The sequence below is a fragment of the Ruegeria sp. CRTD044 genome (genome assembly GCF_059613485.1).
Genome location: NZ_JBXWSP010000019.1, coordinates 321,014 through 346,354 on the forward strand (window position 1 = coordinate 321,014; position 25,341 = coordinate 346,354).

Consider the following 25,341-nt stretch of genomic DNA (forward strand, 5'->3'; position numbering starts at 1 on the left):
CCCTGAAAATGAAGACCGGGGGAGCACGGGCATGACCTATATTCTGGCAATCGATCAGGGCACCACGTCCTCGCGCGCGATCCTGTTCGACGCGCAGATGCAGCGCGTGGGCACTGCACAGCAGGAATTCACCCAGTATTTTCCGCAGGAAGGCTGGGTCGAGCACGACCCCGAGGAAATCTGGGACAGTGTCCTGAACGTCTGCCGGCAGGTGATGAACGAGGTGGGCGCCTCGGCCGACCAGATCGCCGGGATCGGCATCACCAACCAGCGCGAAACCACCGTGGTCTGGAACAAGACGACCGGCAAGGCCATCCACAATGCCATCGTCTGGCAGGACCGCCGCACCGCCGAGATCTGCCAGCGGTTCCGCGACGCGGGCTGCGAGGATGACGTGACCGCTCAGACCGGCCTGCTGCTCGACCCGTATTTCTCGGGCACCAAGGTCAAGTGGATACTCGACACCGTACCCGGCGCGCGCGATCGGGCCGAGGCGGGCGAGCTGCTGTTCGGCACCATCGACAGTTTCCTGATCTGGCGCCTGACCGAGGGCCGCGTCCACGCCACCGACGCCACAAACGCCGCGCGCACCCTGCTGTTCGACATCCACAAGGGCAACTGGAGCGCCGAGATCTGCGATCTGCTGGACGTGCCGCTGTCGATACTGCCCGAAGTGCGCGACTGCGCGGCCGATTTCGGCCAGACCGGCCTGTTCGGCGGGGCGATCCCGATTCTGGGCGTGGCCGGCGACCAGCAGGCCGCCACGATCGGGCAGGCCTGTTTCCAGCCTGGGATGATGAAATCCACCTATGGCACGGGCTGTTTCGCGCTGCTGAACACCGGCACGCAGCCGGTGGAGTCGAAAAACCGCCTGCTGACCACCATCGCCTATCAGCTGGACGGTCAGCGGACCTATGCGCTGGAAGGCTCGATCTTCATCGCGGGCGCGGCGGTGCAGTGGCTGCGCGACGCGCTGCAAATCATCGACTCGGCCCCGCAAAGCGGCGAACTGGCCGCGCAGTCCGACCCCAACCAGCATGTGGTGCTGGTGCCCGCCTTCACCGGGCTGGGCGCGCCCTATTGGAAGCCCGACTGCCGCGGCGCCATGTTCGGCCTGACCCGCAACTCGGGCCGGGCCGAGATCGCACGGGCCACGCTGGAAAGCATCGCCTTCCAGACCCGCGACCTGTGGCACGCGATGCAGGGCGATTGGGGCGCCGACGCGGACGTGATTCTGCGGGTCGATGGCGGGATGAGCGCTTCCGACTGGGCGATGCAGGGCCTGTCGGACATTCTGGGCGCGCCGGTCGACCGGCCGGTGATGCAGGAAACCACGGCGCTGGGCGCAGCCTGGCTGGCGGGGATGAAGGCCGGGGTCTACCCCAATCAGGCCGGATTTGCCGAGACCTGGGCGCTGGACCAACGGTTCGAACCGATCCTGCCCGAGGCTGACCGCGAAGCGGCCTATGCGCGCTGGCAGCGGGCGGTTCGGGCCACCATGGCGTTCTGATCCATCCTGACCCGCGGCGCAGCCCGGGTCAGCTGTGATCCTTCAGCAGGCGCTGTTTCTGGCGCGACCAGTCGCGCTTGGCCTGGGTTTCGCGCTTGTCGTGGATCTTCTTGCCCTTGGCGATGCCGATCTTCAGCTTGGCCCGACCCTTGTGGTTGAAATACAGCACCAGCGGCACCAGCGTCATGCCCTTGCGCTGCGTGGCGTTCCACAGGTTCGACAGCTCTTTGCGGGACACCAGCAGCTTGCGCCGGCGGCGCTCTTCATGCTTGAACGCCTTGGCCTGCTCGTAGGGCGCGATGTAGCTGTTGATCAGCCACAGTTCGCCATCCTCGACCGAGGCATAGCTTTCGGCGATGTTCGCCCCGCCCGCGCGCAGAGACTTGACCTCGGACCCTTCCAGCACGATGCCGCACTCGATATCCTCTTCGATCGCGTAATCGAAGCGGGCCCGCCGGTTTTCGGCGATCACCTTGTAGTTTGGGTCTGTCTTCTGCTTGGCCATGACGCCGTGATGTATGCGGCTTCGTCAGTCCTTGCAAGATGGGCGCGTCAGGATTTGGCCGAGATGATCAGGTCGGGGCCAAAGATCGTGTCGGCGTGGTTGTGCAGGTAAATCTTCAGCCACGGGGTGAACCGTTCGGGGTGGCGGCGCACTTCGGCCAGCAGATCGTGGTAGTCGATCCAGCGGATCTCCATCACCTCATCGGGGTTGGGCTCGATCTTCAGCGGCCCGCGCACATGCGCCAAGAACACATCCACGACCTCGTTCTCGACCATCCCGTTGCCGACATCCGCATGATATTCCAGCCGGTGCCGGTATTCAGGATACAGCCCGGTGATGCCCAACTCCTCGCGCAGGCGGCGCACGGCGCAGTCCGAGGAGTTTTCGTCCCAGTCGGGATGGGTGCAACAGGTGTTCGCCCACAGGCCGGGCGTGTGATACTTGCCCAGCGCGCGGCGCTGCATCAGAATCTCGGTGCCCCGCACGACGAAGACCGAGACTGCCTTGTGCTTGAGCCCCTTTTCGTGGGCTTCCAGCTTGTCCACGGGTGTCAGCTCGCCATGAACCCAAGCCGGGATCATGATTCCCATCTGTCCTCTCCTGGTGTGACTGCGTCGGTCTGGCGGCATCGGCGACCGGGCGCGATGCGCTGGCGGATTGGGCGCAGTGTTTTTTTGGTCTGCGACAAAACTGGCGATGATCGACGTTGCAATCAAGCGCACGAAAGGCCGCAGGGCTGCGGCCTTTTGTACTTGTTCCGGTTTTTTGGCAAGTGCGGCTTATTCGGCCGAAACGCTTTGCAGATAGGCAAAGACGTCCTCGCCGCCCTTCTTCAGCTTGAAGGTCATCTTCGACTTGGCCGAGGTTTCACCTAGGTAGTCCTTCAGGAACGCCTTGGGGTCCTGAACATAGGCAACAAAGCTTTCCTCGTCCCAGACCAGACCTTTTTCACCGGCCGCGACTAGGCTGTCGCCGTATTTGAAGCCTTCCTCTGCACCTGCGGCGCGGCCAGCGATACCGTACAGGTTCGGCCCGGTCTTGCCGCCCTTGACGATGGCTTCGCCGTCGGGCGTTGCGATCATGTGGCAGGACTTGCACTTGTTGAAGGTCTTGGCACCGGCTTCGGCGTCGCCTTCGGCCAGGGCCGGCACGGCCAGCAGGCCGGCGATGGCAGTCGCGATGATACGTTTCATTGGCGTTGCTCCGATATGAATTGGCTGCCCCTTAACCAGTATCAAACGCGCGCAGAGTCAATGCGCAATTTGACGCGCGGCGGCGACCTGACGCAGCCGAAAAGGTATATTTTCAAGGCGTATTTTGCAGATCCGACCAGCACGGCAACAGGTCGCCCGGCGCCGGTTTCGCATGATAGACCGCGCGCGCGATAGCGCGGGCCAGGCATAGGGCTGCGACGTGACCCAGCAGGGCCAGGTCGGTCTCGGCCGGAGGGATCCGCCCCGTGCTGACGCCGAACACCAGGTCACCGTCGCCCGGTGTGTGGGCGGGCAGGATGGCGCGGGCGATCCCGTCATGGGCGGCAACCGCCATGCGCTGGCATTGCGGTTTGGTCAGGGCGGCATCGGTGGCGACGATGGCGATGGTCGTGTTGGCCTTGTCGGGCGGTGGATGGCCCATTGCCCGAGCCTTGTGGCTGGGCGCAGGGTCCCCCAGACCGGTCGCCGCATCCGGCCCCAGCCCGCCGAACTCGGCCCCGATCTCGAACGGGGAGGCCCAGAAATGCCGGTCGCCCGGGGTGGTGACGCTGCCCAGCGGGTTGGCCGCAACCAGCGCACCCACGGTCACGCCGCCCAGCAACACCGCCGAGGCCGAGCCCAGCCCACCCTTGCACATGGCCGTCAGCGCGCCGGTTCCGGCCCCGGCGCTGCCCAGATCGAACGTCTCAGCTGCGGAGTCAAATGCGGCCTGGCCCAAGGCGCGGTACGGGTTTTCACCCCACGCCTTGTCGCCGCCGTTCAGCAGGTCGAACAGAATCGCCCCGGGTACGATCGGCACCACGGCTGACCCCACCTGAAACCCGCGTCCCTGTGCATGCAGCGCGTCCATCACGCCCGAACAGGCATCCAGCCCGAAGGCCGAGCCTCCTGAAAGCACGATCGCATCCACCCGGTCGACGGTCTTGTCGGCGGCCAGCAGATCGGTCTCACGCGTGCCGGGGGCGCCCCCCATCACATGCACCGAGGCCCGCAGCGATTGATCTCCGGTCAGGACGGTGACGCCGGATTTCAGGGCCGCGTCCTGTGCGTTGCCCACCAGCAGGCCGGGCACGTCGGTGATCAGGTTTCTGGGTCCGGGGGTCATTGAAGTTTGTCCTTTACTGCGGGAAAGCGGGCTGCCTCTGGCGGGGATATCTCTAGCCAGATGAAGGACAGGCTCAGATGCAGCGGCCCCCGTCCACCTCGAGCGCGGTGCCGGTGATCATGCTGGCCTCATCCGAGCACAGGAAACAGGCGGCGTTGCCCATGTCCTGCGGGGTCGAGAACCGGCCCAACGGGATAGTCGACAGGAACCTGGCGCGGATTTCGGGCGTGTCCTCGCCCATGAAGGATTTCAAAAGCGGCGTTTCCCCCGCCACCGGGCAGATCGCGTTCACGCGCACACCGGACGGGGCCAGCTCGACCGCCATGGTCTTGGTCGCGGTGATCATCCAGCCCTTTGAGGCGTTGTACCAGTTCAGGTTCGGGCGCGGCGACAATCCGGCGGTCGAGGCGACGTTCAGGATCGCCCCCGACCCGCGCGATTTCATATGCGGCACCAGCGTCCGCGCGGTCAGAAAGACCGACTTCATGTTCACGCGATAGACGCGGTCGAAATCTTCTTCGCTGACTTCCTCCAGCGGCGTCGGCAGGTGGGTCACACCGGCATTGTTCACCAGAATGTCCAGATGGCCGTAGAGTCCCAGCGCCGCATCCGCCATCGCCTGGACCGAGTCGCCGTCGGAGACATCCACCTGGCAGTGTTCGGCCAGCGGGCCCAGCGTTGCCGCCATGTGACGCGCGGCATCCCCGTTGATATCGGCGATCATCACCCGTGCGCCCTCGGTCAGGAATTTCTGCACGATCCCGGCCCCGAACCCGGATGCGCCGCCGGTCACGATTGCGGTTTTTCCCTCCAGCCTCATGGCCTTGCCTCCCTGCCGCCTGTTGCGGTCAGACTAGCAACGGCAGGGAAAGATGCCAGATCAATCTTCCGCCACCTTGCCGCGCAGCGCCTTGACGTCGGACCGGGCCTTTTTCGCCGCCAGCCGGCGCTTGACCGAGCCATAGGTGGGCTTCGTCGCGATCCGCCGCTTGGGTTTGACCAGCGCCTTGCCGATCAGCTCGGCCAGACGGGCGCGGGCGATCTCGCGGTTGCGGGCCTGGCTGCGGGTCTCGTCGCATTGGATGATGATCGCGCCATCCTTGGTCCAGCGCCGCCCGGCCAGCCGTTTCAGCCGCGCCTTGACCGGATCGGGCAGCGAGGGCGAGCGCGCCGCCTCGAAGCGCAGCTCGACCGCGGTCGAGACCTTGTTCACGTTCTGCCCGCCGGGACCCGAGGCGCGGATGAAGCTCTCGGTCATTTCCCAATCGTACAGGGTGATATCGTCGGTGATGCGCAACATAGACGCGACCTTACAGGCGCCACCCGGAAACAGAAAGGGCCGCCCCGGCGGGACGGCCCTTCGAAAGTTCAGGAGGTCGGGTCGGTTAGATCAATCGACCAGCCGGAGCGCACGCTCGGCCAAGGGCTGCCCTAGCAGGCGGTCCCCCCGGTTGTTCCGACACCTCTCTCCAATCTCTTTCTCGACACTGGATCACCTCCTTTTCTATCTATTGCGGTTGAAAAGGATGGTGACACAACTTGTGCCATTCTCAAAGCGTTTTTTTACGCGGGCTGTGCAGTCAGGCGCGCGACGATCACCTTGAAAGGGATCAGCGCGACCAGGGCCAGCGACAGCTTCACCAGCCAGTCGGCAAAGGCCAGCGTCACCCACAGTGGCGCCTCGGGGCCCGACAGCATGAAGGGCACAGGCTCCCACGCCCAGTTGATGGCCGCATCCGCATCGGCGCCGAAGACGGTCACCGAGACCGAGAACGCGATTGTGAAGAAGATCGCTGTATCCAGCGCCGACCCGACCAGTGTGGACACCAGCGGCGCGCGCCACCAGCGGCCTTCACGCATGGCGTTGAACACGGTGACGTCGGTCAGCTGCGCGATCAGGAACGCGGTTCCCGAAGCCACGGCGATGCGCAACGGCACGGCGGCGTAGGTGAAGCCGTCACCCTGCAGCATGATCTGGCTGCCGATCAGCGAGCAGATCACGCCGGTGACGAAGCCGGCGAACACGACCTTGCGGGCCGGGCCCACGCCATAGACGCGGTTCATGATGTCGGTGACCAGAAAGGCCAGCGGATAGGTGAAGGCACCCCAGGTCAACAGCCCGTCAAAGATCAGGAACTGGACCAGGATGTTCGAGGCCACGACGATGGCGGCCATGGCAAGAATGCCGGGGATAAAGTTGCGTTGCATGTTCTGATGCCCGTTTTGACAAGGTAGCGGCGACTTGGCCAAGGGACCGTCCCAAGGCAAGCCGCGCTTCTAGACCCGGGATCGGCCCGTGTCAATCCGGAAGCAGATATTCGACCAGTTCGGTGCGTTGCAGCGCCAGAAAGTTGTCGTCCGAGATCATCGTGGCCCGCAACCGCCCCTGCCCGTCGCGCCAGACCGAAAGCCCCTCGAGGTTGTCATGGGTTCCGGTTCCGGTCTGGAACAGGATTTCCTCGGCCGTAGGTGTATCACCCTCGATCTGCCACCGACGCAGACGCGATCGGAACCCGGTCAGCGAGACCGCGCGTTCCAGAACGTAGAACCGCCCGTCCGGGCCGAAATCGGCCGCTACGGGCAGAAAACCGTCCCGCTGGATAAGGACGAAGGGCGTGGACCAGGCGCGCCCGTCCCAGCGATAGACCGGAATGTCGCCATTTGCCGTTCGGCTTTTCTCGGGCAGCGTGTACAGGCGGCCCTGCGTGTCGATGGCCAGCCCCTCGAACGAACCATTCTGGTCGAGCGCGTCAAAGGCCTTGGGTCGCGGCAGCACCTGCGCATGGGCACCGGGCGCAGCATAACGGGCCACGCGATGCACGCCTTCGAACGAAATGTAGAAGCTGCCATCCGGCGCCAGCGCCAGCCCCTCGGAGTCACCCGAGCTGCCGGGCATGATCCGTCCCCGGCTGGACAGCACCGGCCAGTGGTCAACAATACGGATGCCGACAATCTGATCGCCATCCCGGTCGATGCGGATCGATGCCAGAGTGGAGCGGTCGCTCAGCACCCATGCGCGCTGCCCGTCATCCGAGATATGGATGGCGGAAAACCCACCGAACCAGTCATGACCGGCGCGCCATGCAAAGCTGCCCAGATATTCAGCCGATTTGACTTCGACCGCCCAGGCGGAGCCGGCCAGAAACAGGCTGGCGATCAGTTGGATTGCAAGACGGCGGCGCATTGCTGGGGCAGATCCGCCAGAACATACTCACGCCGTTTCTTCGGAGGCGGCGCGTTGGGGTCGGGCGGCGGCGGGTTCAGGATGTTGCGCACCCACTGTTCGGCCTCGGCGCAGCCGTCACCCTTGGGCGGCGGATCCTGATTGACGCACCCGCGCGAGCCGCGCGGGCAGTTCAGCCGGACGTGGAAGTGATAATGATGCCCCCACCAGGGCCGGATCTTGCGCAGATAGGCGCGATTGCCCTTTTCTTCCTTGCACATCTGCACCTTGGCGCCCGGAAACACGAAGATACGGGCCACGCGTTTGTCCTTGGCCGCCTCGCGCAGGATGGCGTGGTGCTGTTTCGTCCAGTTGCCGTTCACATAGGCGCCGTTCGCGCGCCGCAAGGAGACCGACGAGATGTTCTCGCGCGCCTTGCGCGACAGGCGCATGTTGTCACCGGGCAGCATCCAGATGTCGATGTCCAGGCCCAGCTGGTGGCTGCGGTGGCCCGAGGTCATCGGCCCGCCGCGCGGCTGGCTGATATCCCCGATGTAAAGCCCGTTCCATCCCGGTTGTCTCGCCGCAAAACGGCTGAGGTCCTGCACAAAGTCGATGGCTTGCGGATGGCCCCAGTTGCGGTTGCGCGACAGACGCATCGCCTGCCAGGTGGGTCCGGTTTCGGGCAGTTGCACCGATCCGGCGGCGCAGCCGCGCGAATAACTGCCGAAAGCGGCCGGTTTTTGTTGCGAACTGTACTTCTGAGCCCCGAACAACTGCTTGGCCAGCGGTTGGGCCCCAGCCGCCCCGGCCAGCGCAATTCCTGCCAAAAATACCAAAAAACGTAATGAAATCATCTGCTCTGATCCCCTTCCGGTTTGACCCAGCGCATTAGGAACAATCCCAGAATAAACAACCCGACGATCGGAGACACCCCCAACCGCGCGCTGCCGGTCGCGGTTGTTGCAATTCCGATCATCAATGGCGCGGCAAAAGCGGTGGCGCGGCCCGACAGACCATAGAGACCAAAACTCTCGACCGGGGTGGCCGGGTCGGTGTGGCGCACCATCAACGACCGGCTGGCCGATTGCAGAATGCCACCCATCCCGCCGATCAGGATGCCACAGCCAAAGAACACCATGTCCGGCAGTCCCGAGCCTTGTGGCAAGGCGATGCCGAAGATCTGCGTCCGGTCCATCGACACGATGGTGGTGCAGACTAGGATCAGAACCCAAATCGCGGTCAGGATCACCGGCTTGGGGCCGAATTTCCGGTCCAGCTTGCCGCCGATCCAGGCGAAGACCGCCGAGGCCAGCACGCTGATGATGCCGAAGACGCCGATCTTGATCAGGTCCCATTCCAGCACCAGCCGCGCATAGACGCCGCCGAAACTGTACAGCCCGTTCAGCGCATCCCGGTAGAACATCGACGAGCCCAGATAGCTGGCAAGGCTGACACGGCGCCGCAAGGCGGCCACGGATTTGCCCAGCAGGCGCAGCGCCTCGGATACGCTGCCCTTTTTGTCGGTTGCGGGATCGTCGCGAACCCACAGAAAATACGGGACCATGAACAGGATGAACCACCCGGCGGTGAACGGCCCCACAAAGCGCGTTCCTTCGCGCGCGCCGCCGTCCAGCCCGAACAACGGCTCCATCCCGATCAGCGTCTTGCCGTTGGGCTGCTCGACGAACAGCGCCAGCATGATCGCAAGGGAAATCAGCCCGCCGAAATAGCCGAAGGCAAAGCCCGAGCCCGAGATCTCGCCCACCTCGCTGTCGTCCCCCAGATCGGGCAGTTGCGAGTTGATGAAGATCAGCGCGTATTCCGCCCCCACGAAGCCCAGACCGAAGGCCGACAGCATCAGCCACATGTTCGACCCGTCCGGCAGCGTGAACCACAGCGCCGCAGACCCCACGGCATACATCACCGAAAAGGCAAAGATCCACGGGATGCGCCGCCCCGAGACATCGGCCATCGCCCCCAAGAGCGGCGCGCCGAAGGCGATGATCAGCCCGGTGATCGTCAGGCAGTTGGCCCAGACCGTCTGCGCCTGCGCGGCGGCGGCTTCGGCATCCATCCCGGCGGTTGCATAATATTCGGCGGCAACGCCGGCGAAATACGGACCAAAGACAAAGGTTACCAACAGGGTGTGATACGGCTGGCTGGCCCAGTCGAAGAACCACCAGCCCCAGATGCGCCTGCGCTTGGAAATCTCTGCCATCTCTGCCCCTTGCCTGCTTTTGATTTCATAAGACGGGCCTTTGGGGCATTTCGCAAGCGTTCTGTGACTGCGGGCTTGCCTAATGCCACTTGGGCACTTAGGTCTCAGGCCGTACGGAAAACGAGGTGCCCATGCTGTCGCTGATCCAAATCCTGCTGCTGATCCTGGACATCGTCTGGTTCATCATCCTGGCCCATGTGATCATGAGCTGGCTGATCAACTTCCAGGTCCTGAACCTGCATCAACAGCTGGTCGCCCAGATCTGGTACGGACTGAACCGCCTGCTCGAACCGATCTACGGCCCGATCCGCCGCATTCTGCCCAACATGGGCGGTCTGGACCTGACGCCGCTGGTGGTGCTGATCGGCGTCTATGCGCTGCGGATCGTCCTCATCAACAACGCGGTCTATTTCTACTGACCTCTTGTTCCCCGATTCCGACTGTGTGATTGTCCGTTCAAGAGCAGTCAAATCTTGAAACAGGGCACCCCCGCACATGTTCGACGCCGCGCCTCTGCTGCGAGATGTCTTTGGATTCGATGAGTTCCGCCCCGGGCAGGAAGAGATCGTCGATGCCGTGACCGTCGGCGAGAACGTGCTGGCCATCATGCCCACCGGGGGCGGTAAATCCCTGTGTTTCCAACTGCCTGCCCTGCTGCGCGACGGCGTCACGGTGGTGATTTCGCCGCTGATCGCCCTGATGCGCGACCAGGTGCGGGGGCTGCAAGAGGCCGGGGTCGAGGCCGGCGCGCTGACCTCGGGCAACACGCCGGAGGAAACCGACGCCGTGTGGGAGGCGCTCGAGGCCGGGCGGCTGAAGCTGCTGTATATGGCACCCGAACGGCTGGCGGCGGGTTCGGCGCTGGGGATGCTGCGGCGGATCAATGTCAGCCTGATCGCCGTGGACGAGGCCCATTGCGTCAGCCAGTGGGGCCATGATTTCCGCCCCGACTATCTGCGGATCGGAGAGCTGCGGCGCGCGCTGAACGTGCCCTTGGCCGCCTTCACCGCCACGGCGGATGCCGAAACCCAGGACGAAATCGTCGAGAAACTGTTCGACGGCACGCCCCCGCGCAAGTTCCTGCGCGGCTTCGACCGGCCGAACATCCATCTGGCCTTTGCCGCCAAGGACAGCCCGCGCAAGCAGATCCTGGATTTCGCCGATGCCCGCCGCGGCCAGTCGGGCATCGTCTATTGCGGTACCCGCAACAAGACCGAAGTGCTGGCGCAGGCGCTGTGCGAACAGGGCCACAGCGCCTGCCACTATCACGGCGGGATGGAGGCCGAGGACCGCCGCATCGTCGAAACCCGCTTCGCGCGCGAAGACGGGCTGATCGTGGTGGCCACCGTGGCCTTTGGCATGGGCATCGACAAGCCCGACATCCGCTGGGTCGCCCATGCGGACCTGCCGAAATCGATCGAGGCCTATTACCAGGAAATCGGCCGCGCCGGCCGCGACGGCGGCCCGGCCGAGACCCTGACCCTGTTCGGCCCCGACGACATCCGCCTGCGCCGCAGCCAGATCGACGAGGGGTTGGCCCCGCCCGAACGCCGCGCCGCCGACCATGCCCGCCTGAACGCTCTGCTGGGTCTGGCGGAGGCGCTCCACTGCCGCCGGCAGACCCTGCTGGGCTATTTCGGGGAAGAGGCCCAGCCCTGCGGCAAATGCGATCTGTGCGAAAGCCCGCCCGAGCTGTTCGACGGCACTACGCCGGTGCGCATGGCCCTTTCGGCGATCCTGCGCACCGAGGAATGGTTCGGTTCGGGCCACCTGATCGACATCCTGCTGGGCAATGACACCGACAAGATCCGCGCCCGGCGGCATGACGAATTGCCCACCTACGGCATCGGCAAGGACTGGTCGCGCCCGCAATGGCAGGCGATCTTCCGGCAGATGATGGGCCATGACCTGGTCCGCCCCGACCCTGAACGCCACGGCGCCCTGCGCATGACCGAGGCCGCCAAGCCGATCCTGATGGGCGAGGCGCAGATCACCCTGCGCAAGGATACGCTGCGCAAGGCCACCCGCCGGCCCGCGGTCAAGATGATGGTCTCGGAAGAGGATGCGCCCCTGCTGTCGGCGCTCAAGGCCAAGCGCCGCGCCCTGGCCGAGGCCACCCGCGTGGCCGCCTATGTCATCTTCCCTGACCGAACGCTGATCGAGATGGCGGAAAAACGCCCCATGACCCTGGACGAGATGGCCCGGATCGGCGGCGTGGGCGCAAAAAAACTGGACCGCTATGGCGACACCTTCCTCGAAGTAATCGCGGGCGAGGCGCAGGCGGTCCACCCGGCGCGCCGCAAGCTGGCCGGGCGTGAACAGGGCAATATCTACGACCGTCTGCTCGAGGTGCAGGCACAGCTGGCCCGAGGCCCGGACGGGATCGACAAACCATTGAGCTGTTCGGCCGCGCAACTGGCGAAGGTTGCGCAGATGCGGCCCGACGACGACCGCGCGCTGGAGCAGATTCTGGGCGACCGCCGCGCCGAACGTTTCGCGGCCGCCTTTCTGGACGTGCTGCGCGCGGCGGGCTAGGTATCGGCGGGCAGGCACGTACAAGGGGGTAGATATGCTGGTGGTGATCTCTCCGGCCAAACGGCTGGACTGGGCAGAACGGGACGCGACGCCGACCCAGCCCGATTTTCAGGACGACGCGATCCGGCTGGCGAAAACCGCGCGCAACCTGACGCTGGGAGATCTAAAAAAGCTGATGAGCCTCAGCGACGATCTGGCCCGGCTGAACCGCGACCGGTTCCGCACCTTTGCCGATACCCCGCCGCCCGAGACCACCCGCCCGGCCGCGTTGGCCTTTGCGGGCGACACCTATCAGGGGCTCGAGGCCGCCTCGCTGGACACCGACGAACTGGCCTGGGCGCAGGATCATCTGCGCATCCTGTCGGGGCTTTACGGCCTGCTGCGCCCGCTGGACGCCATTCAGCCCTATCGGCTGGAAATGGGTAGCCGGTTGAAGACCCGGCGCGGCAAGACCCTGTATGACTACTGGCGCGACCAGCTGAGCAAGGCGCTGAACGGGCAGGCCGAGGAGATCGGCACCGATACGCTAGTGAACTGCGCCAGCCAGGAATATTTTGGCGCGGTGGCCCCCAAGGCGCTGAAACTGCGGGTCATCACCCCGGTCTTTATGGAGGACAAGGGCGGCGCACCCAAGATCGTCAGCTTCTTTGCCAAAAAAGCTCGCGGCTCAATGGCGCGGTACATCATCCAGCACCGGCTGACCGATTTGAAGGGCCTGCGGGATTTCGACACCGGCGGCTATGTGTACCGGTCTGATTTATCGGAACCGGACAAACCGGTATTCGTGCGCCCCTATCAGGCCTGATCCAGCATCGAGGCATCATACGCCACCAGTTCGACCGTGTTGCCCTCGGGGTCCGTGGTAAATACTCCGCGCCAACCGATCCAGCCGAACCGTTCGACACGATAGGGCTGGCCGATTTGGTCATACCAGCGCATGACGGCCTCTTGTTCCGCAAAGGGAAGAGACAAGGCGACATGGTGGAGCGACGATTGCGCCCCGGTCACGGGTTTGTCGGCACCGGTGGGGTGCAAACCCGGCAGCGGCGCTGCCCCATGATGAAAAAGCGCCAGAACCTGTGTGTGTCCTTCGAACCCATCCGCAATCCGAAAGAATGTGATGGCGCTGTTATGACCGCCATGCAGGCGGGTCAGCCCGATGACGTTTTCATAGAAATCAACCATTGCTGCCATGTCGGCGCAGCGTATTGCGATTTCACCCAAAGCGCGGGGGCGAAAACCTCGTTCCTGTGACATGGCGTCAGCCTAGACCGCACCGGCCGGCTCGACAATGACAGGTTGCGCATCCGTCGGGCAGTTGGACTGGATCATCTCGCAAATCAGCTTCTTCTGAAGCGGTTTCGTCAGGTAGTGATCCAACCCGGCCCCAAGGATGCTGTGCTCGTCACCGGCCAAAGCATGAGCGGTCAGCGCCACGATCGGCACATGCTGCCCTGTGCCGATTTCGCGTCGGCGAATCTCACTCGTGGCCTGCTTTCCGTCCATCTTGGGCATCGAGATGTCCATGAGGATCAGGTCAGGGGCGAATTCCGCAAAGGCGTCGACAGCCTCAAGCCCGTTGGCCACCAGCTTGAGGTCTATGTTCAGATCCTTGGTCATCTTGCTCAGGATCAACTGGTTGGTGCGATGGTCCTCGGCAGCCAGAACCCGCATCTTGCGCAGCTTCGTGTTTCCGCCGGACGATTGGGCCGGCTCTGCGCGGCAGGGCGGGGAAACAGGCGCAGGCAACACAGCCGCGCCCAGCGCCTGAAGCCGCGAGAACAGCTCGGCCCGAGGGATCGGTTTCTGAACCACCGCTTGTATCAGCCGATGGTTCGGATCGGCGTGTACGATGGCCGGGTTTGCGGACATCAGCACGATCGGAACGTCGGACCAGCTTCGCTTGCGCAGAGTTTCCGCCAAATCCAGCCCGTCCATGTCAGGCAGATCGTGATCGCAAAGGATCAGGTCGACCGACGCATCCACCGCCCTCAGCGCTTCGGTGACTGTGGCGCAAACCGTCACCTCGGCCCCCAAACGCCGCAGCTGCTTGTTCAGAATGGCCCGATTGACGGCCAAATCCTCGACCACGAGGACATGTTTCAGCCTGTCCGCCAAAGCAGGCGGAGCCGGTTGAGGGCCTTCGGCGGTGGGCAGCGTGATGCGGAACCCAAAGCACGACCCCTTGCCGGCCTCGCTCTCGACCCAGATCGAGCCACCCATCAAGGTAATCAGGCGTTTGGTGATGGCCAGACCAAGGCCAGTGCCGTCAAAGGCGCGGGTCTTTTCGTTTTCGACCTGATTGAACTCGCCAAAGATGTGCTCGATCTTGTCCGCATCGATGCCGATTCCGGTGTCTTCGATCGCGATGTGGATGTCGCAGGTCTTCTGATCGGCATGCGGTACTCCGGTGACCCGGATCAGAACATGGCCCTGGGCGGTGAATTTGACCGCGTTACCCACCAGATTGGTCAGCACCTGACGCACCCGGCCCGGATCGCCCACGAACAGCGTCGGCAGGAACAGGTCATAGTCGACCAGCAAGGTCAGCCCCTTGTCGCGCACCGTGGGCTGCAGCAGCATCGCAACTTCGAGAATGCAACGTTCAAGATCGAAATCCTCGGGATGCAGCACAAGCTTATCCGCTTCGATCTTGGAATAATCCAGAACGTCATTGATGATGACAAGCAACGCGTCCCCCGAATTGCGAATCGTCTCGACATAAAGCCTCTGCTCTTCATTCAGAGGGGTTTCCGACAGCAGGTCGGTCATCCCGACGATGCCGTTCATCGGGGTCCGGATCTCATGACTCATATTGGCAAGGAAAGCCGACTTGGCCCGGTTGGCAGCCTCGGCCTTCTCGCGCGCGGCCTGCAGTTGCGCCTCATGCTGGACCGAGGCCGTGATGTTCAGGGCCAGACTGACCACATCGCCGCCTTGGCCGCGCTGGTCGATCAGCTTGATATATTGCCCATTCCACAGCTGGATCACTTCGGGCGGCGGGTTGATCCGGGTCCAGCGGCGCATCATGCGGGTTTTCCACGCCTCGGCCGGTTCCGACCCGATATCGATGATGCCCTCGGTGGTAAGCAGATCAAGAATGCGGGGATAGGATATCCCGGGCGCGACCTCATCCAGTCCTTCGAACACGCTCAGATAGGCTGTATTTGCGCTGATCAACCGATCACTGCCGTCGAAGAAGGCGAAACCGTCCTGGATCGTCTGGATCGAGTGCCAGAGGCGGCGTTCGGCCACTTCGATCTTGGCATTTGCAACGGTCAGGTCCGATTTGACCTTTTCATTCTCGCCACGCACAGTTTCGACCTCGGCCTCAGTCTCGCCGATACGTTTGGTCAGGGCCATCGCGTATTCACCCAGTTTGCGATTGGCCTCGGACAGTTCACTCTGCTTGAGTGCAAGCATGCGTTCGGCGGCCAGACGCGCCCGCCGTTCCTGTGCCAGTTTTTCTGCAAGACTCATGGTCATCTTCCCGGTCGGTTCGGGATCAGCATTCCCGCAGACCGTGAAAATCTGTTTAAGGCCAAAGGTCGATCAGCGCCGTCCTTCGCGCAACCAGCCCGCCAGCAGGAAGCCACCCGCCAACAGCAGCACCAGCCAGGGCGGCAACAGTCCGGCTTGGGTCACGTCACGGGTTTCATATGCCTCGCGCGGGGTCAGACCGATCCAGCCACGCCCGGCCGCAGGGCGCCCGGCGCGTACGTTGCGGATTGCCGGCAGCCCATCCTCGACCCGGATTACCCCGCCGCGCATCCCGGCCATGACCGGTTCAAGGATTTCAGCTGTTGCGATGGTGCGTTCGAATTCCCGCGGCGCCGCAGGGCCAAGGCCGATGACCGAGGACAGCTCACCTTCCTGCAGGCGATAGAGCCCAATTTCAGGCCCGAAATACTGCGCCTCGAACCGGCCGGGGGACAATTCGCGCAAGGGCACTTCAAGCGTGTCGCCATTGGGTCGGGTGACCGTGACAGGGCCCACCTCTTCGTTCAGGGTCTGGCGGATGATGCGCATTGACTGCCCGTTGGCCTCGGCCCACAGCGCCTCTTCTTCAAGCTCGGGTTCCTTCATCATCCAGTGGGCAAGGCGGCGCAGCAGTTCCAACTGCGGGCCACCGCCCTCGTAGCCGCGGCTCCACAGCCAGGCGTGGTCCGAAGCCAGCAGCGCCACGCGTCCTTCCCCCACCCGGTCCAACACCAGCAGAGGTCGATCGTCGACGCCGGTCATCAGCAGCTCGCCCGAGCGCTGTTTTACGTCGATCTGGCGCAGCCATGCGCCCCAATCGCCCGTCTCACCCAGATCGGCGGTCACCGGATGACGCTGGCCCAGGTCTGTTACCGTGGGCACGTAGCGTTCTTCGATGACCCGGGCCGAGGGCTGCGCCGGCAGGATCGCAGACAGGGGCGAGCGGAAGATGCTGTCGGCGGTGGCAAAGTCGGGTCCGGCCGCAATCAGCACCGCACCTCCGTCATTGATGTAGTTGGTCACGTTGTCCAGATAGATCGCCGGCAGGATGCCGCGCCGCTTGTAGCGGTCAAAGATGATCAGGTCGAAATCGTTGATCTTCTCCAGAAAAAGCTCGCGCGTGGGGAATGCGATCAGCGACAGTTCGTCCACCGGAACCCCATCCTGTTTCTCGGGTGGGCGCAGGATGGTGAAATGCACCAGGTCGACCGAGCTGTCGGATTTCAGCAGATTGCGCCAGGTTCGCCCGCCCGGATGCGGCTCGCCCGAGACCAACAGAACCCGAAGCCGGTCGCGCACGCCGTTCATCTGGATCAAGGCGGTGTTGTTGCGGTCGGTCAGTTCGCCATCGGCCTGCGGAACCGTGAACTGGATGACGTTGCGCCCGCCATGGGGCAGGGTCACCGGCAGCTCGACATCCACACCGATCGGGATGCTGAACTGCTGCGGCTCGCCCCCGTCCACCGCGATCTCGAGCGGGGCGGACGCCGGACCGGCGGGCACGGCGCCACTGTCCTCGACCCGCAAGGTCAGAGTGACGGGCTCGTCGATGATGGCAAAGGCCGGCGCATTGCGCACGATCAGGCGGCGGTCCCAGTCCTGCGCGCGACCGGTCTGCAACAGGTGCATCGGCGCGGGCAGGTCGGGGGCCTGATCGACGTCATGCACGATGCCGTCCGACAGAACCAGAATACCGGCGATCCGGGCGCGCGGTTCCTCGGCCAGCGCGGCATTGAGCGCCGCCATCACCTGCGTGCCTTCGTCCCCGTCGCCGTCGCCCACGGTGATGCGGCGCAGTTCGGTGTTGTCGCGGGCTTCGATCTCGTCGGCCAGGGCCTCAGCAGTCTGCGCGGTCTGTTCTGCGCGGTCAGACAGGGTTTGGCTGGCGCTTTCATCCTCGATCATCAGCACGATGTCGGTCAGCGGGGCGCGGTCCTCGATCTGGTAGACCGGGCCGGACAGAGCCGCCAGCAGTACCAGCGCCGCCAGTCCGCGCAATGCCCAACCTGACAGCCCGCGCCACAGCGCCAGAACCGTCGCGGTCAAAGCGATCGAACCGATAACCACCAGCACGGGCCACGGGATCAGCGGGTCAAAAATGACGGAACCGGTCATTGGCCCAACCTGTCAAGCAGAGCAGGCACGTGCACCTGATCGGATTTGTAGTTCCCGGTCAGCACGTGCATGACCAGGTTAACGCCGAACCGGTTGGCCAACTCGCGCTGGCGTTCTCCGGCATAGCCGCGCCCGACTGGCAGCAGCGCCTGCCCGTTTCGGTCGATTGCCCAGGCCCCGGCCCAGTCGTTGCCACCGATCACCACCGGAGTGACGTTATCGTTGAGGTTGCGGAAGGGCATGCCTTCGATCTGTTCGGCGTCCAGGGGCGCGGCCTCGACCCAGACCTCGGTTCCGGCAAAGCGGCCGGGGAAATCCTGCAACAGGTAGAACGCGCGGGTCAGGACGTGATCGCGCGGAACAGGCTCTAACGCAGGGATATTCAGCGGCGCAGCCAGTTGCTGCAGCTTGCGGCCATTGGGGCTGGAGGCGCCGAACCCGGCGATGTTGGCGTCCCGCGTGTCAAACAGGATCATCCCGCCGGACCGCAGATAGCCGTTCAACTTGGCATAAGCCTCGGCCGAGGGCTGGGGCTGATCCGGTGTGATCGGCCAGTAGAGCAGCGGGAAGAAGGCCAGTTCGTCACGTTCGAGGTCCACGCCCATGGGCTCGGCCGGTTCGACGGACGTGCGGTAAAACAGGGTTTGCGACAGGCCGCGCAGCCCGGCATGGGCGACGTCGTCAATCTGGGCATTGCCGGTCAGAACATGGGCCAGCACCAATTCCTTGGTTGCCTGCAGCGCGAATTCGGTCTCCTTGGGCGTCTGCGCCTGCGCTTGCGGTGCGATCAGAACCGCGCCCAGCGCGACCGCCGCCGCCCGCGCCAGCCCCAGACGCCCCGACAGCGCCAGCGAGGCCACGACGTCAACCGCCAGCAGGATCAGGGCCAGGCTCAGCAGCAGGCCCCCGATAGGAGTTTCGGCGCTGACCTCCTGCCCCTTGATGGGAACATCCGCAGGCCAGCTGATCGGGCGCAGCGTGCTATCCTCGTTCAACACGTTCAGGGCCAGCTTCTGCTTGCCGTTTTCATACAGACCCGGGCGCAGGTCGGGCCCCAGGGCGCCGGACACCAGCGCCGGGCCATCGACACCGGCCAGATTGCCCGCATCAGACAGGGATCCGAACCCGTCCATCACCTGAATCGGCTCCCACGTGGTGCCTTGCAGCTGTTCGACCTGCCGCGTCTTGGCCGCCGAGGCCACGGCCAGCCGGTCGAGCATTTCGACGAACAGGCCCGACAGCGGCAGGGTCGACCATTCAGCATCGGCGGTGACATGGAACAGCACCACCTGACCCAGGCCCAGCGGCTTGCGCGTCACCAGCGGGGTGCCATCCGACAGCGCGGCGATCACCCGGTCGGCCAGGTTCGGGTCGGGCTGCGCCATCACCTGGGTGCTGACGGTCACATCGTCGGGGATGCGCAACCCGTAGAAGGGCGAACCTTCCTGGAAAGGCGCCAGCCCCTTGGCCTCGCCCCAGCTCATCGCGCCGCCGACCGAGCGGCCACCGCTGCGCAGCCGCACCGGCAAAAGGGCGTCTTCGGCATCGCGGCCCAGATCGCTGGCCGCCATGTGCGGACCGGCAAAGCGCAGCAACAGCCCGCCCTGCTCGACCCATTCGACCAATCCGGCCTGTTCGGCGGGGGTCAGCTTGGCCACATCGGCCAGCACGATCACATCCGGGTTGGCGGGCAGAACCTCGGCCAGCCCGCCCTCGACGAAATCGGCGGTGGGGATCAGCACCTGCGTCAGATAGTGAAGCGGCGACAGCAGCTCCAGCCCCTCGCGGTTGACGGTTCCGGCGATCAGCGCGACCTCGCGCCGGCGCAGGCTGTCATCGGTCAGCGACACCGCCCCGGCAGACCGCTGGCCCTGCAGCTCGAACCGCGTGATGCGGGCGCGCAGTTCGGATGGCAACGCCAGATCGGCCTGCGCCTGGGTCGCGCCGCTCTCGAAGCTGACCTCGACCGATTGCAGCAGGCGCATCACGCCCGCCGGGTCGCGCCCCTGCGCATTGATGGTGACGGTCTGCGCCGGACCGGGTGTGGCGCGCACCGCGGTCAGTCGGATAGCCCCATCCTGATAGGTGGCCGGCAGCAGCGCCAGGATCGGCGCTGCCGCGCGATAGACCGTGACCGCGCCCCGCGCCTGCAGCGCGGACAGCAGGGTTTCGCGACCCGGATAGTCCAGCTTGTCGGTGAACCAGTGCGTATCGAACCCGCCCTCGACCGCCGACAGGTCGGCCAGCGCCTGTTCGATCTGCGCCGCGTCCGGCTGCCACGGCTGCGGAACCAGCCCGGGCAGGCGGTTTCGCCAGGCCTCTGCGGTCTGGAAGACGGGCGGTTCCGGCTCGGTCAGACGCAGGATCGACACGGGGCGCCCGGCCCGTCCGGCTTCGGTCAGCTGCGCGTCGATCTGATCCAGCGTGGCGGGCCAGCGCGTGGCCCCGGCCCAGCTGGCATCCAGAACCAGCAGCAGCGGCCCCGATCCGGACTCATCGCGCGCCGGGTTCAGAACCGGGCCGGCCAGCCCAATGATGATCGCCGCCGCCGCCAGCATCCGCAGCAGCAACAGCCACCACGGGGTGCGGTCAGATACGCTCTCGTCGTCCTTCAAGCCCAGCAACAGGGTCACCGCCGGGAACAGCCGTCGGATCGGCGCGGGCGGCACGGCGCGCAGGATCAGCCACAGGATCGGCAGGGTCAGCAGACCCAGCAACACCCATGGCGCGGTAAAGCCGATGCCCGCCAGAACCGTCATCGCGCCCCTCCGTCCAGCGCACGATAGAGCCACAACAGGGCCGCCTGCGCGCTGTCGCCCGTATGGTGCAGGCCCAGCTGCCAGCCGGTCACCCGGCACAGGCGGGTCAGGTCATCCTTGCGCCGCGCCAGCCGCGCCAGATAGCGCTCGCGCAGGTCGCCGGCCTTGAGGGTCTCGTGCCGGACCGTGCCGCCGACGCTTTCGAAGATGGTGCGCCCGCGATAGGGGAAGTTCTCCTCACCCGGGTCCAGAACCTGCAGCAGCACACCGCGCACGCCGCGGTCGGCGGCCTTGGTCAGGGCCAGTTCGACCTCGTCCAGTGGGCCGAGGAAGTCAGAGATGAACACGGCGCGGGCATGGGGGATCATGGCGCGGTGCTCGGGCGGGGCATAATCGGCCTCGGTATCTTCGGACAGGGCCTGCGCCAGCCGGATGATCTGGGCGTTGCCGCGCCGGGGCGGCAGGGTGGTTCCGGTCAGGCCCACACGCTCGCCCCCGCGCACCAGCAGAATCGCCGTGGCCAGCCCCAGCAGGCGCGCCCGGTCGGCCTTGGTGGCCAGCGATTTATCTGACGCAAAGCGCATCGAGGCGCCCTGATCGACCCACAGCATGATCGACTGCGCAATCTGCCATTCGCGTTCGCGCACATATTGCTGATCGCCGCGGGCCGAGCGCCGGTGGTCGATCATCCGCCGGCTGTCGCCGATTTGCGCCGGCCGGTATTGCCAGAAATCATCGCCCAACCCCGAACGCCGCCGGCCGTGATCGCCCAGCAGCACGGTTCCGGCCAGGTGTTCAGCCCGCGCCAACAGCGGCGGCAGCCGGGACGCCTCGGCCTCGGATCTTTCGCGAAGGGTGCGGGCCGCGTTCACGCCGCCGCCTCGGCCCGGACAAGCCCGGCCGCGGTGGTTTCGATCAGGTCGGCCAAGCTGTCGCCGCGCGCCCGCGCGGCGAAGTTCAGCGCCATCCGGTGGCTGAGCACCGGGCGCGCCATGTCCAGCACGTCTTCGGCATTGGGGGCCAGCCGGCCCTGCAGCATCGCCCGCGCCCGCACCGTCATCATCAGCGCCTGCGCCGCGCGCGGACCGGGGCCCCAAGCGACCGTCTCGGACACGCGCTCGGACACGCCGGGTTCTTCGGGGCGGAACGCGCGCACCAGATCGAGGATCAGTTCGACCACCGACTCGCCCACCGGCATCCTGCGCAGCAGAACCTGCGCGGCCAGCAGTTCTTCTTTGGTGAAGATCTGGTGCGCCTCCTCCTCGGCCGCGCCGGTAGTGGCCAGCAGGATGTCACGCTCAGTCTGGCGGTCAGGATAGTTCACGTCGATCTGCACCAGGAAACGGTCAAGTTGGGCCTCAGGCAGCGGATAAGTGCCCTCCTGTTCGATGGGGTTCTGCGTGGCAAGCACATGGAACGGCACGCCCAGCGTGCGGTCTTCGCCTGCGACGGTCACCGTGCGTTCCTGCATCGCCTGCAGCAGCGCCGACTGGGTGCGCGGGCTGGCGCGGTTGATCTCGTCCGCCATCAAGAGTTCACAGAAGATCGGGCCGGGAATGAATCGGAAATGACGGCTGCCATCCTCGGCGGTATCCAGAACCTCGGACCCCAGAATGTCGGCCGGCATCAGGTCAGGGGTGAACTGGATGCGGTTGCCATGCAGGCCCATGACCGTCGACAGGGTTTCGACCAGCCGCGTCTTGCCCAGGCCCGGCAGCCCGATCAGCAGGGCATGACCGCCACACAGCAGCGCCGTCAGCGTCAGGTCAACGACCCTCTCCTGCCCGATGAAGCGGCGGGTGATCGAGGATTTGGCCTGTTGCAGTTTCTCTTCCAGCGCTTCGATCTCGGAGACGAGGTCGGCAGGTTCGGTCATGACTTTCCCTTCCGTGGACTTATTATGGTTGAAGTGTATCGCGCTGAGAGGAAATGGCAAAAACAATGAGCGGACAAAATCCTGTGAAACCGTCCCCTGAGGGTCTGGCGGCCTCGGTCAAGGCGGCCAAACCGCGGGGTCTGCCCCCTGTCGACAGCTGGAATCCTCCGTTCTGCGGCGATCTGGACATGCGCATCGCGCGCGATGGCACCTGGTATTATCTAGGGTCGCCCATCACCCGGTTCGAGCTTGTGAAGCTTTTTTCCTCAATTCTTAAGAAAGAAGGGGACGCCTATTTTCTGGTCACCCCTGTCGAAAAGGTCGGCATCATCGTCGAAGACGCACCGTTTGTGGCGGTCGATTTCGACCGGACCGGCGCGGACGAGGATCAGATTCTGACCTTTACCACCCATGTCGGCGATACTGTGACGGTAGGTCCGGATCACCCGATACGGGTTGCCATAGACCCGGAAACAAACGAGCCAAGACCCTACATATTGGTGCGATCGAACCTTGAGGCGCGGATCGACCGCAAGAGTTTCTACCGCCTTGTGGACATTGCCACGGAACGCGCCGGGCAGGTCGGGGTCTGGTCCGGCGGGCAGTTCTTTGTCTTGGGTCGCGCCGAAGAAGCGCCTTAGGCAACCCGTCGTGCGGGACGGTCTTGCGCAAGGACAACCGCCAGCGCCACGACTCCGGCGCCCAGCGCCCGGGTCCAGTTCCACTCCGAACTCAGAACCACCATGATGAGCATCACGTAGAACGGTGCCACATTGATGTGGAATGACGCCAGAGCAACACCCAGCCGGCCGATCGAAGCGATGAACAGAACCTGGCTGAGGCCGAGGGAGATCACGGCGTAGATCGCCAGCATTCCTGCCTGCTGCGGGTCGATCGGCGACGATGGCCAGACTTCGAACCCGAGGACGCTCGACAGATAGAACAGCGCGCCGGCCATGAACGTGCCGCCGATCAGCGTGATCGTGGTACGTCCGGTTTGGCTGAGGTCCGGGAAGTCCCGCGCGGTCGCCATGCTGGCCCAGCAGAAAAGCGCGGTCGAGGCGATGGCGCAGAGCGCACCCAACCCCAGCTGGGCCGGCGCCACCGCGCTGGTTGCGATCAGGCCGCCGATGATCGAAACAGCAACACCCAGCGCGAAGTTCCACCGCAATCTGCGCGTTCCCGCGGCCAACTCGAGCAGTGTCGCAATCAAGGGCGCGCAGGACGCGATGATGGCAACAGTAACGGGATCGGTCAGTTTCTGCGCCAAGATGATCAGGAACATGCCCAATCCAAGCCCAAACCCGCCCACTCGCATCGCATGGGCCCAACGCGCCCGCAGAACCGCGTCCGCGCCATCGATCCACAGCCAGATCGGGATCATCACGGCCACCGCCAGCATCAGCCGCGCAGCCAGCAAGGCAACCGGCGGCCAGGTCTGCAGCAGGATTTCGGCCGCCGGGAATCCGGCCGCCCAGGTCAGCATCGACGCCACCGCCAACCCGTTTCCGGACAAGGCGGATTGCCGCGCACCGGGCACAGCGAAACTGGGCCCGCGAACGGGGTCCGGACTCATCGCCATCGGCTTCAATCCTTTTGTTGGTGCAGCGCCACGAAAATGATTCGCTGCAATACCCCAACCGTTCACATTCGGCTCGCGCCGGTCTGGCCGATTTTCGACATATTGTCGTTTTCAAACCCTTTCTCTGCGCACCGCCCGCGACTAAGGTCAGCATGCCATCGGACCGAGAGGACAATGCCCCGATTTGCCGCCAATATCTCGCTGCTCTTTGCCGAGCTGCCTTATCTCGACCGATTCAGGGCGGCCGCGGATGCCGGGTTCAAGGCGGTCGAAATCCTGTTCCCCTACGATATCGCGGCCAAGGAAACCCGCCGCGCGTTGATGACCAACGGTCTGGACCTTGTGCTGATCAACGCGCCGCCGCCCAACTATACCGGCGGCCAGCCCGGCTATGCGGCCGTTCCGGGGGGCGAGGGGCGGTTCCAGTCCGACATCCGCCGCGTCCTGCGCTATGCCGAGGCACTGAAACCCGGTCTGATCCATGTGATGGCGGGCTATGCCTCGGGGGCGGACGCGCAGGACTGTTTCGTGCGCAACCTGCAATGGGCCGCGGATTTTGCACCCCATCAGCAGTTCACGATCGAACCGCTGAACCCGGTCTCGCAACCCGAATATTTCCTGAACGACTATGATCTGGCCGCCGCGTGCCTGCACCGGATCGACCGCCTGAATGTCGGCCTGCAATTCGACAGCTTTCATGCCCGGATGATCCATGGCGATGCCCAGGCCGTTTGGGACAGATTCCGCGACCGGATCGTACATGTTCAGATCGGATCGGCCCCCGACCGGTCGGAACCCGGCCGCGACGAGACCGATTTCCCCGCCCTGTTCACAGCAATCGACGACAGCGGCTATGACGGTTGGGTCAGCGCCGAATACACGCCCTCGACCCAGCGCACCGAAGCCTCTCTGCACTGGATGCGATAGTCCTGTGCGCCTGCGCACTGGAAATCACATCTTGAATATCGCATACGAAGTGGCGATTCAGTAGAGGAACAGCCGTATGATCCCCGCCCGCTTTGCCCCCGTCCTGTTCGGATTGATCCTGTCGGGGCTGATGTCCTGCATCGTGACCTGCATCGCAACGGTCAAAGAGATCGGGCTGGGCCCCGAGACCTTTGCCAGCTGGATGGGCGCATGGAGCATCAGCTGGCCGGTGGCGTTTGCGGTGGTTTTGGTCATGGCCCCGCTGACCCGTCGACTGGTCGCGCTGTTGGTCAGGCCCGAGGCCTGACCTGCCGCGAAGATGGCCCACAGGGCCTGATGAGCGGCACGG

General features: G+C 64.7%; 24 protein-coding genes. 7 read left to right on the forward strand and 17 right to left on the reverse strand.

Annotated elements, in window-relative coordinates:
• The first annotated feature begins 31 nt into the window (after positions 1-31).
• Positions 32-1,510, forward strand: coding sequence for a glycerol kinase GlpK (glpK, locus tag AC2FNL_RS17865; protein WP_093964073.1), 1,479 nt, complete (start codon positions 32-34; stop codon positions 1,508-1,510).
• Between the two features lie 28 nt (positions 1,511-1,538).
• Here the strand turns inward: glpK and smpB are convergent, their stop codons facing one another.
• From smpB to AC2FNL_RS17915, 10 genes are all read right to left on the reverse strand, one after another.
• A complete protein-coding gene (gene smpB / locus AC2FNL_RS17870) occupies positions 1,539-2,015 on the reverse strand; it encodes an SsrA-binding protein SmpB (protein ID WP_093964072.1) in 477 nt (158 codons plus the stop codon).
• Between the two features lie 47 nt (positions 2,016-2,062).
• A complete protein-coding gene (gene idi, locus AC2FNL_RS17875; RefSeq protein ID WP_093964071.1) occupies positions 2,063-2,605 on the reverse strand; it encodes an isopentenyl-diphosphate Delta-isomerase in 543 nt (180 codons plus the stop codon).
• A 189-nt stretch (positions 2,606-2,794) separates the two neighbouring features.
• Positions 2,795-3,208 carry a c-type cytochrome gene (locus tag AC2FNL_RS17880; protein ID WP_093964070.1) on the reverse strand — a complete coding sequence of 138 codons (414 nt, stop codon included), beginning with the start codon at positions 3,206-3,208 and terminating at the stop codon, positions 2,795-2,797.
• A 112-nt stretch (positions 3,209-3,320) separates the two neighbouring features.
• Positions 3,321-4,334: a P1 family peptidase gene (locus AC2FNL_RS17885; RefSeq protein ID WP_496834555.1), complete on the reverse strand. Its 1,014-nt coding sequence runs from the start codon at positions 4,332-4,334 to the stop codon at positions 3,321-3,323.
• 73 nt (positions 4,335-4,407) lie between these two features.
• Entirely contained in the window at positions 4,408-5,154 is a 747-nt protein-coding gene (locus AC2FNL_RS17890) for an SDR family oxidoreductase (RefSeq protein WP_496834556.1), read from the reverse strand.
• Positions 5,155-5,214: 60 nt separating this feature from the next.
• Positions 5,215-5,634: an alternative ribosome rescue aminoacyl-tRNA hydrolase ArfB gene (arfB, locus tag AC2FNL_RS17895; protein WP_170341862.1), complete on the reverse strand. Its 420-nt coding sequence runs from the start codon at positions 5,632-5,634 to the stop codon at positions 5,215-5,217.
• A gap of 263 nt (positions 5,635-5,897) precedes the next feature.
• Entirely contained in the window at positions 5,898-6,542 is a 645-nt protein-coding gene (locus AC2FNL_RS17900) for a queuosine precursor transporter (protein WP_496834557.1), read from the reverse strand.
• A gap of 91 nt (positions 6,543-6,633) precedes the next feature.
• Positions 6,634-7,518: an esterase-like activity of phytase family protein gene (locus tag AC2FNL_RS17905; protein WP_496834558.1), complete on the reverse strand. Its 885-nt coding sequence runs from the start codon at positions 7,516-7,518 to the stop codon at positions 6,634-6,636.
• Positions 7,491-8,354, reverse strand: coding sequence for a penicillin-insensitive murein endopeptidase (gene mepA, locus AC2FNL_RS17910; protein ID WP_496834559.1), 864 nt, complete (start codon positions 8,352-8,354; stop codon positions 7,491-7,493). The genes AC2FNL_RS17905 and mepA overlap by 28 nt, the downstream gene beginning before the upstream one ends.
• Positions 8,351-9,718 carry an MFS transporter gene (locus AC2FNL_RS17915; RefSeq protein ID WP_496834560.1) on the reverse strand — a complete coding sequence of 456 codons (1,368 nt, stop codon included), beginning with the start codon at positions 9,716-9,718 and terminating at the stop codon, positions 8,351-8,353. Before AC2FNL_RS17915 ends, mepA begins: the two co-directional genes overlap by 4 nt.
• A 131-nt stretch (positions 9,719-9,849) precedes the next feature.
• Between AC2FNL_RS17915 and AC2FNL_RS17920 the strand changes: the two genes are divergently transcribed.
• The 3 genes from AC2FNL_RS17920 (at position 9,850) to yaaA (ending at position 13,058) form a co-directional block, all read left to right on the forward strand.
• The gene (locus AC2FNL_RS17920) at positions 9,850-10,137 is read left to right on the forward strand and encodes a YggT family protein (RefSeq protein WP_008757771.1); all 288 of its coding nucleotides are present in this window, start codon (positions 9,850-9,852) and stop codon (positions 10,135-10,137) included.
• A gap of 76 nt (positions 10,138-10,213) precedes the next feature.
• Positions 10,214-12,253, forward strand: a complete 2,040-nt coding sequence (gene recQ, locus AC2FNL_RS17925; RefSeq protein ID WP_496834561.1) for a DNA helicase RecQ — start codon at positions 10,214-10,216, stop codon at positions 12,251-12,253.
• Between the two features lie 34 nt (positions 12,254-12,287).
• The gene (gene yaaA / locus AC2FNL_RS17930; RefSeq protein ID WP_496834562.1) at positions 12,288-13,058 is read left to right on the forward strand and encodes a peroxide stress protein YaaA; all 771 of its coding nucleotides are present in this window, start codon (positions 12,288-12,290) and stop codon (positions 13,056-13,058) included.
• On the opposite strand, the gene AC2FNL_RS17935 is transcribed toward yaaA, so the two are convergent.
• From AC2FNL_RS17935 to AC2FNL_RS17960, 6 genes are all read right to left on the reverse strand, one after another.
• A complete protein-coding gene (locus AC2FNL_RS17935) occupies positions 13,049-13,510 on the reverse strand; it encodes a VOC family protein (RefSeq protein ID WP_496834563.1) in 462 nt (153 codons plus the stop codon). The genes yaaA and AC2FNL_RS17935 overlap by 10 nt on opposite strands.
• 9 nt (positions 13,511-13,519) lie before the next feature.
• Complete coding sequence (locus tag AC2FNL_RS17940) at positions 13,520-15,733, reverse strand: response regulator (protein WP_496834564.1); 2,214 nt, start codon at positions 15,731-15,733, stop codon at positions 13,520-13,522.
• 72 nt (positions 15,734-15,805) lie between these two features.
• Positions 15,806-17,848, reverse strand: a complete 2,043-nt coding sequence (locus AC2FNL_RS17945; protein ID WP_496834565.1) for a hypothetical protein — start codon at positions 17,846-17,848, stop codon at positions 15,806-15,808.
• Positions 17,845-20,607 carry a DUF4159 domain-containing protein gene (locus AC2FNL_RS17950; protein WP_496834566.1) on the reverse strand — a complete coding sequence of 921 codons (2,763 nt, stop codon included), beginning with the start codon at positions 20,605-20,607 and terminating at the stop codon, positions 17,845-17,847. The genes AC2FNL_RS17945 and AC2FNL_RS17950 overlap by 4 nt, the downstream gene beginning before the upstream one ends.
• Positions 20,604-21,479: a DUF58 domain-containing protein gene (locus tag AC2FNL_RS17955; protein WP_496834567.1), complete on the reverse strand. Its 876-nt coding sequence runs from the start codon at positions 21,477-21,479 to the stop codon at positions 20,604-20,606. The genes AC2FNL_RS17950 and AC2FNL_RS17955 overlap by 4 nt, the downstream gene beginning before the upstream one ends.
• The gene (locus AC2FNL_RS17960) at positions 21,476-22,483 is read right to left on the reverse strand and encodes an AAA family ATPase (protein ID WP_170341840.1); all 1,008 of its coding nucleotides are present in this window, start codon (positions 22,481-22,483) and stop codon (positions 21,476-21,478) included. The genes AC2FNL_RS17955 and AC2FNL_RS17960 overlap by 4 nt, the downstream gene beginning before the upstream one ends.
• A gap of 65 nt (positions 22,484-22,548) precedes the next feature.
• Between AC2FNL_RS17960 and AC2FNL_RS17965 the strand changes: the two genes are divergently transcribed.
• Entirely contained in the window at positions 22,549-23,124 is a 576-nt protein-coding gene (locus tag AC2FNL_RS17965; RefSeq protein WP_496834568.1) for a DUF1285 domain-containing protein, read from the forward strand.
• On the opposite strand, the gene AC2FNL_RS17970 is transcribed toward AC2FNL_RS17965, so the two are convergent.
• Positions 23,121-24,065, reverse strand: a complete 945-nt coding sequence (locus tag AC2FNL_RS17970; protein WP_496834569.1) for a DMT family transporter — start codon at positions 24,063-24,065, stop codon at positions 23,121-23,123. The genes AC2FNL_RS17965 and AC2FNL_RS17970 overlap by 4 nt on opposite strands.
• A gap of 174 nt (positions 24,066-24,239) precedes the next feature.
• Between AC2FNL_RS17970 and AC2FNL_RS17975 the strand changes: the two genes are divergently transcribed.
• Entirely contained in the window at positions 24,240-24,992 is a 753-nt protein-coding gene (locus AC2FNL_RS17975; RefSeq protein WP_496834570.1) for a hydroxypyruvate isomerase family protein, read from the forward strand.
• Positions 24,993-25,068: 76 nt separating this feature from the next.
• Positions 25,069-25,299 carry a DUF2798 domain-containing protein gene (locus AC2FNL_RS17980; RefSeq protein WP_170340948.1) on the forward strand — a complete coding sequence of 77 codons (231 nt, stop codon included), beginning with the start codon at positions 25,069-25,071 and terminating at the stop codon, positions 25,297-25,299.
• The last annotated feature ends 42 nt before the right edge of the window (positions 25,300-25,341 follow it).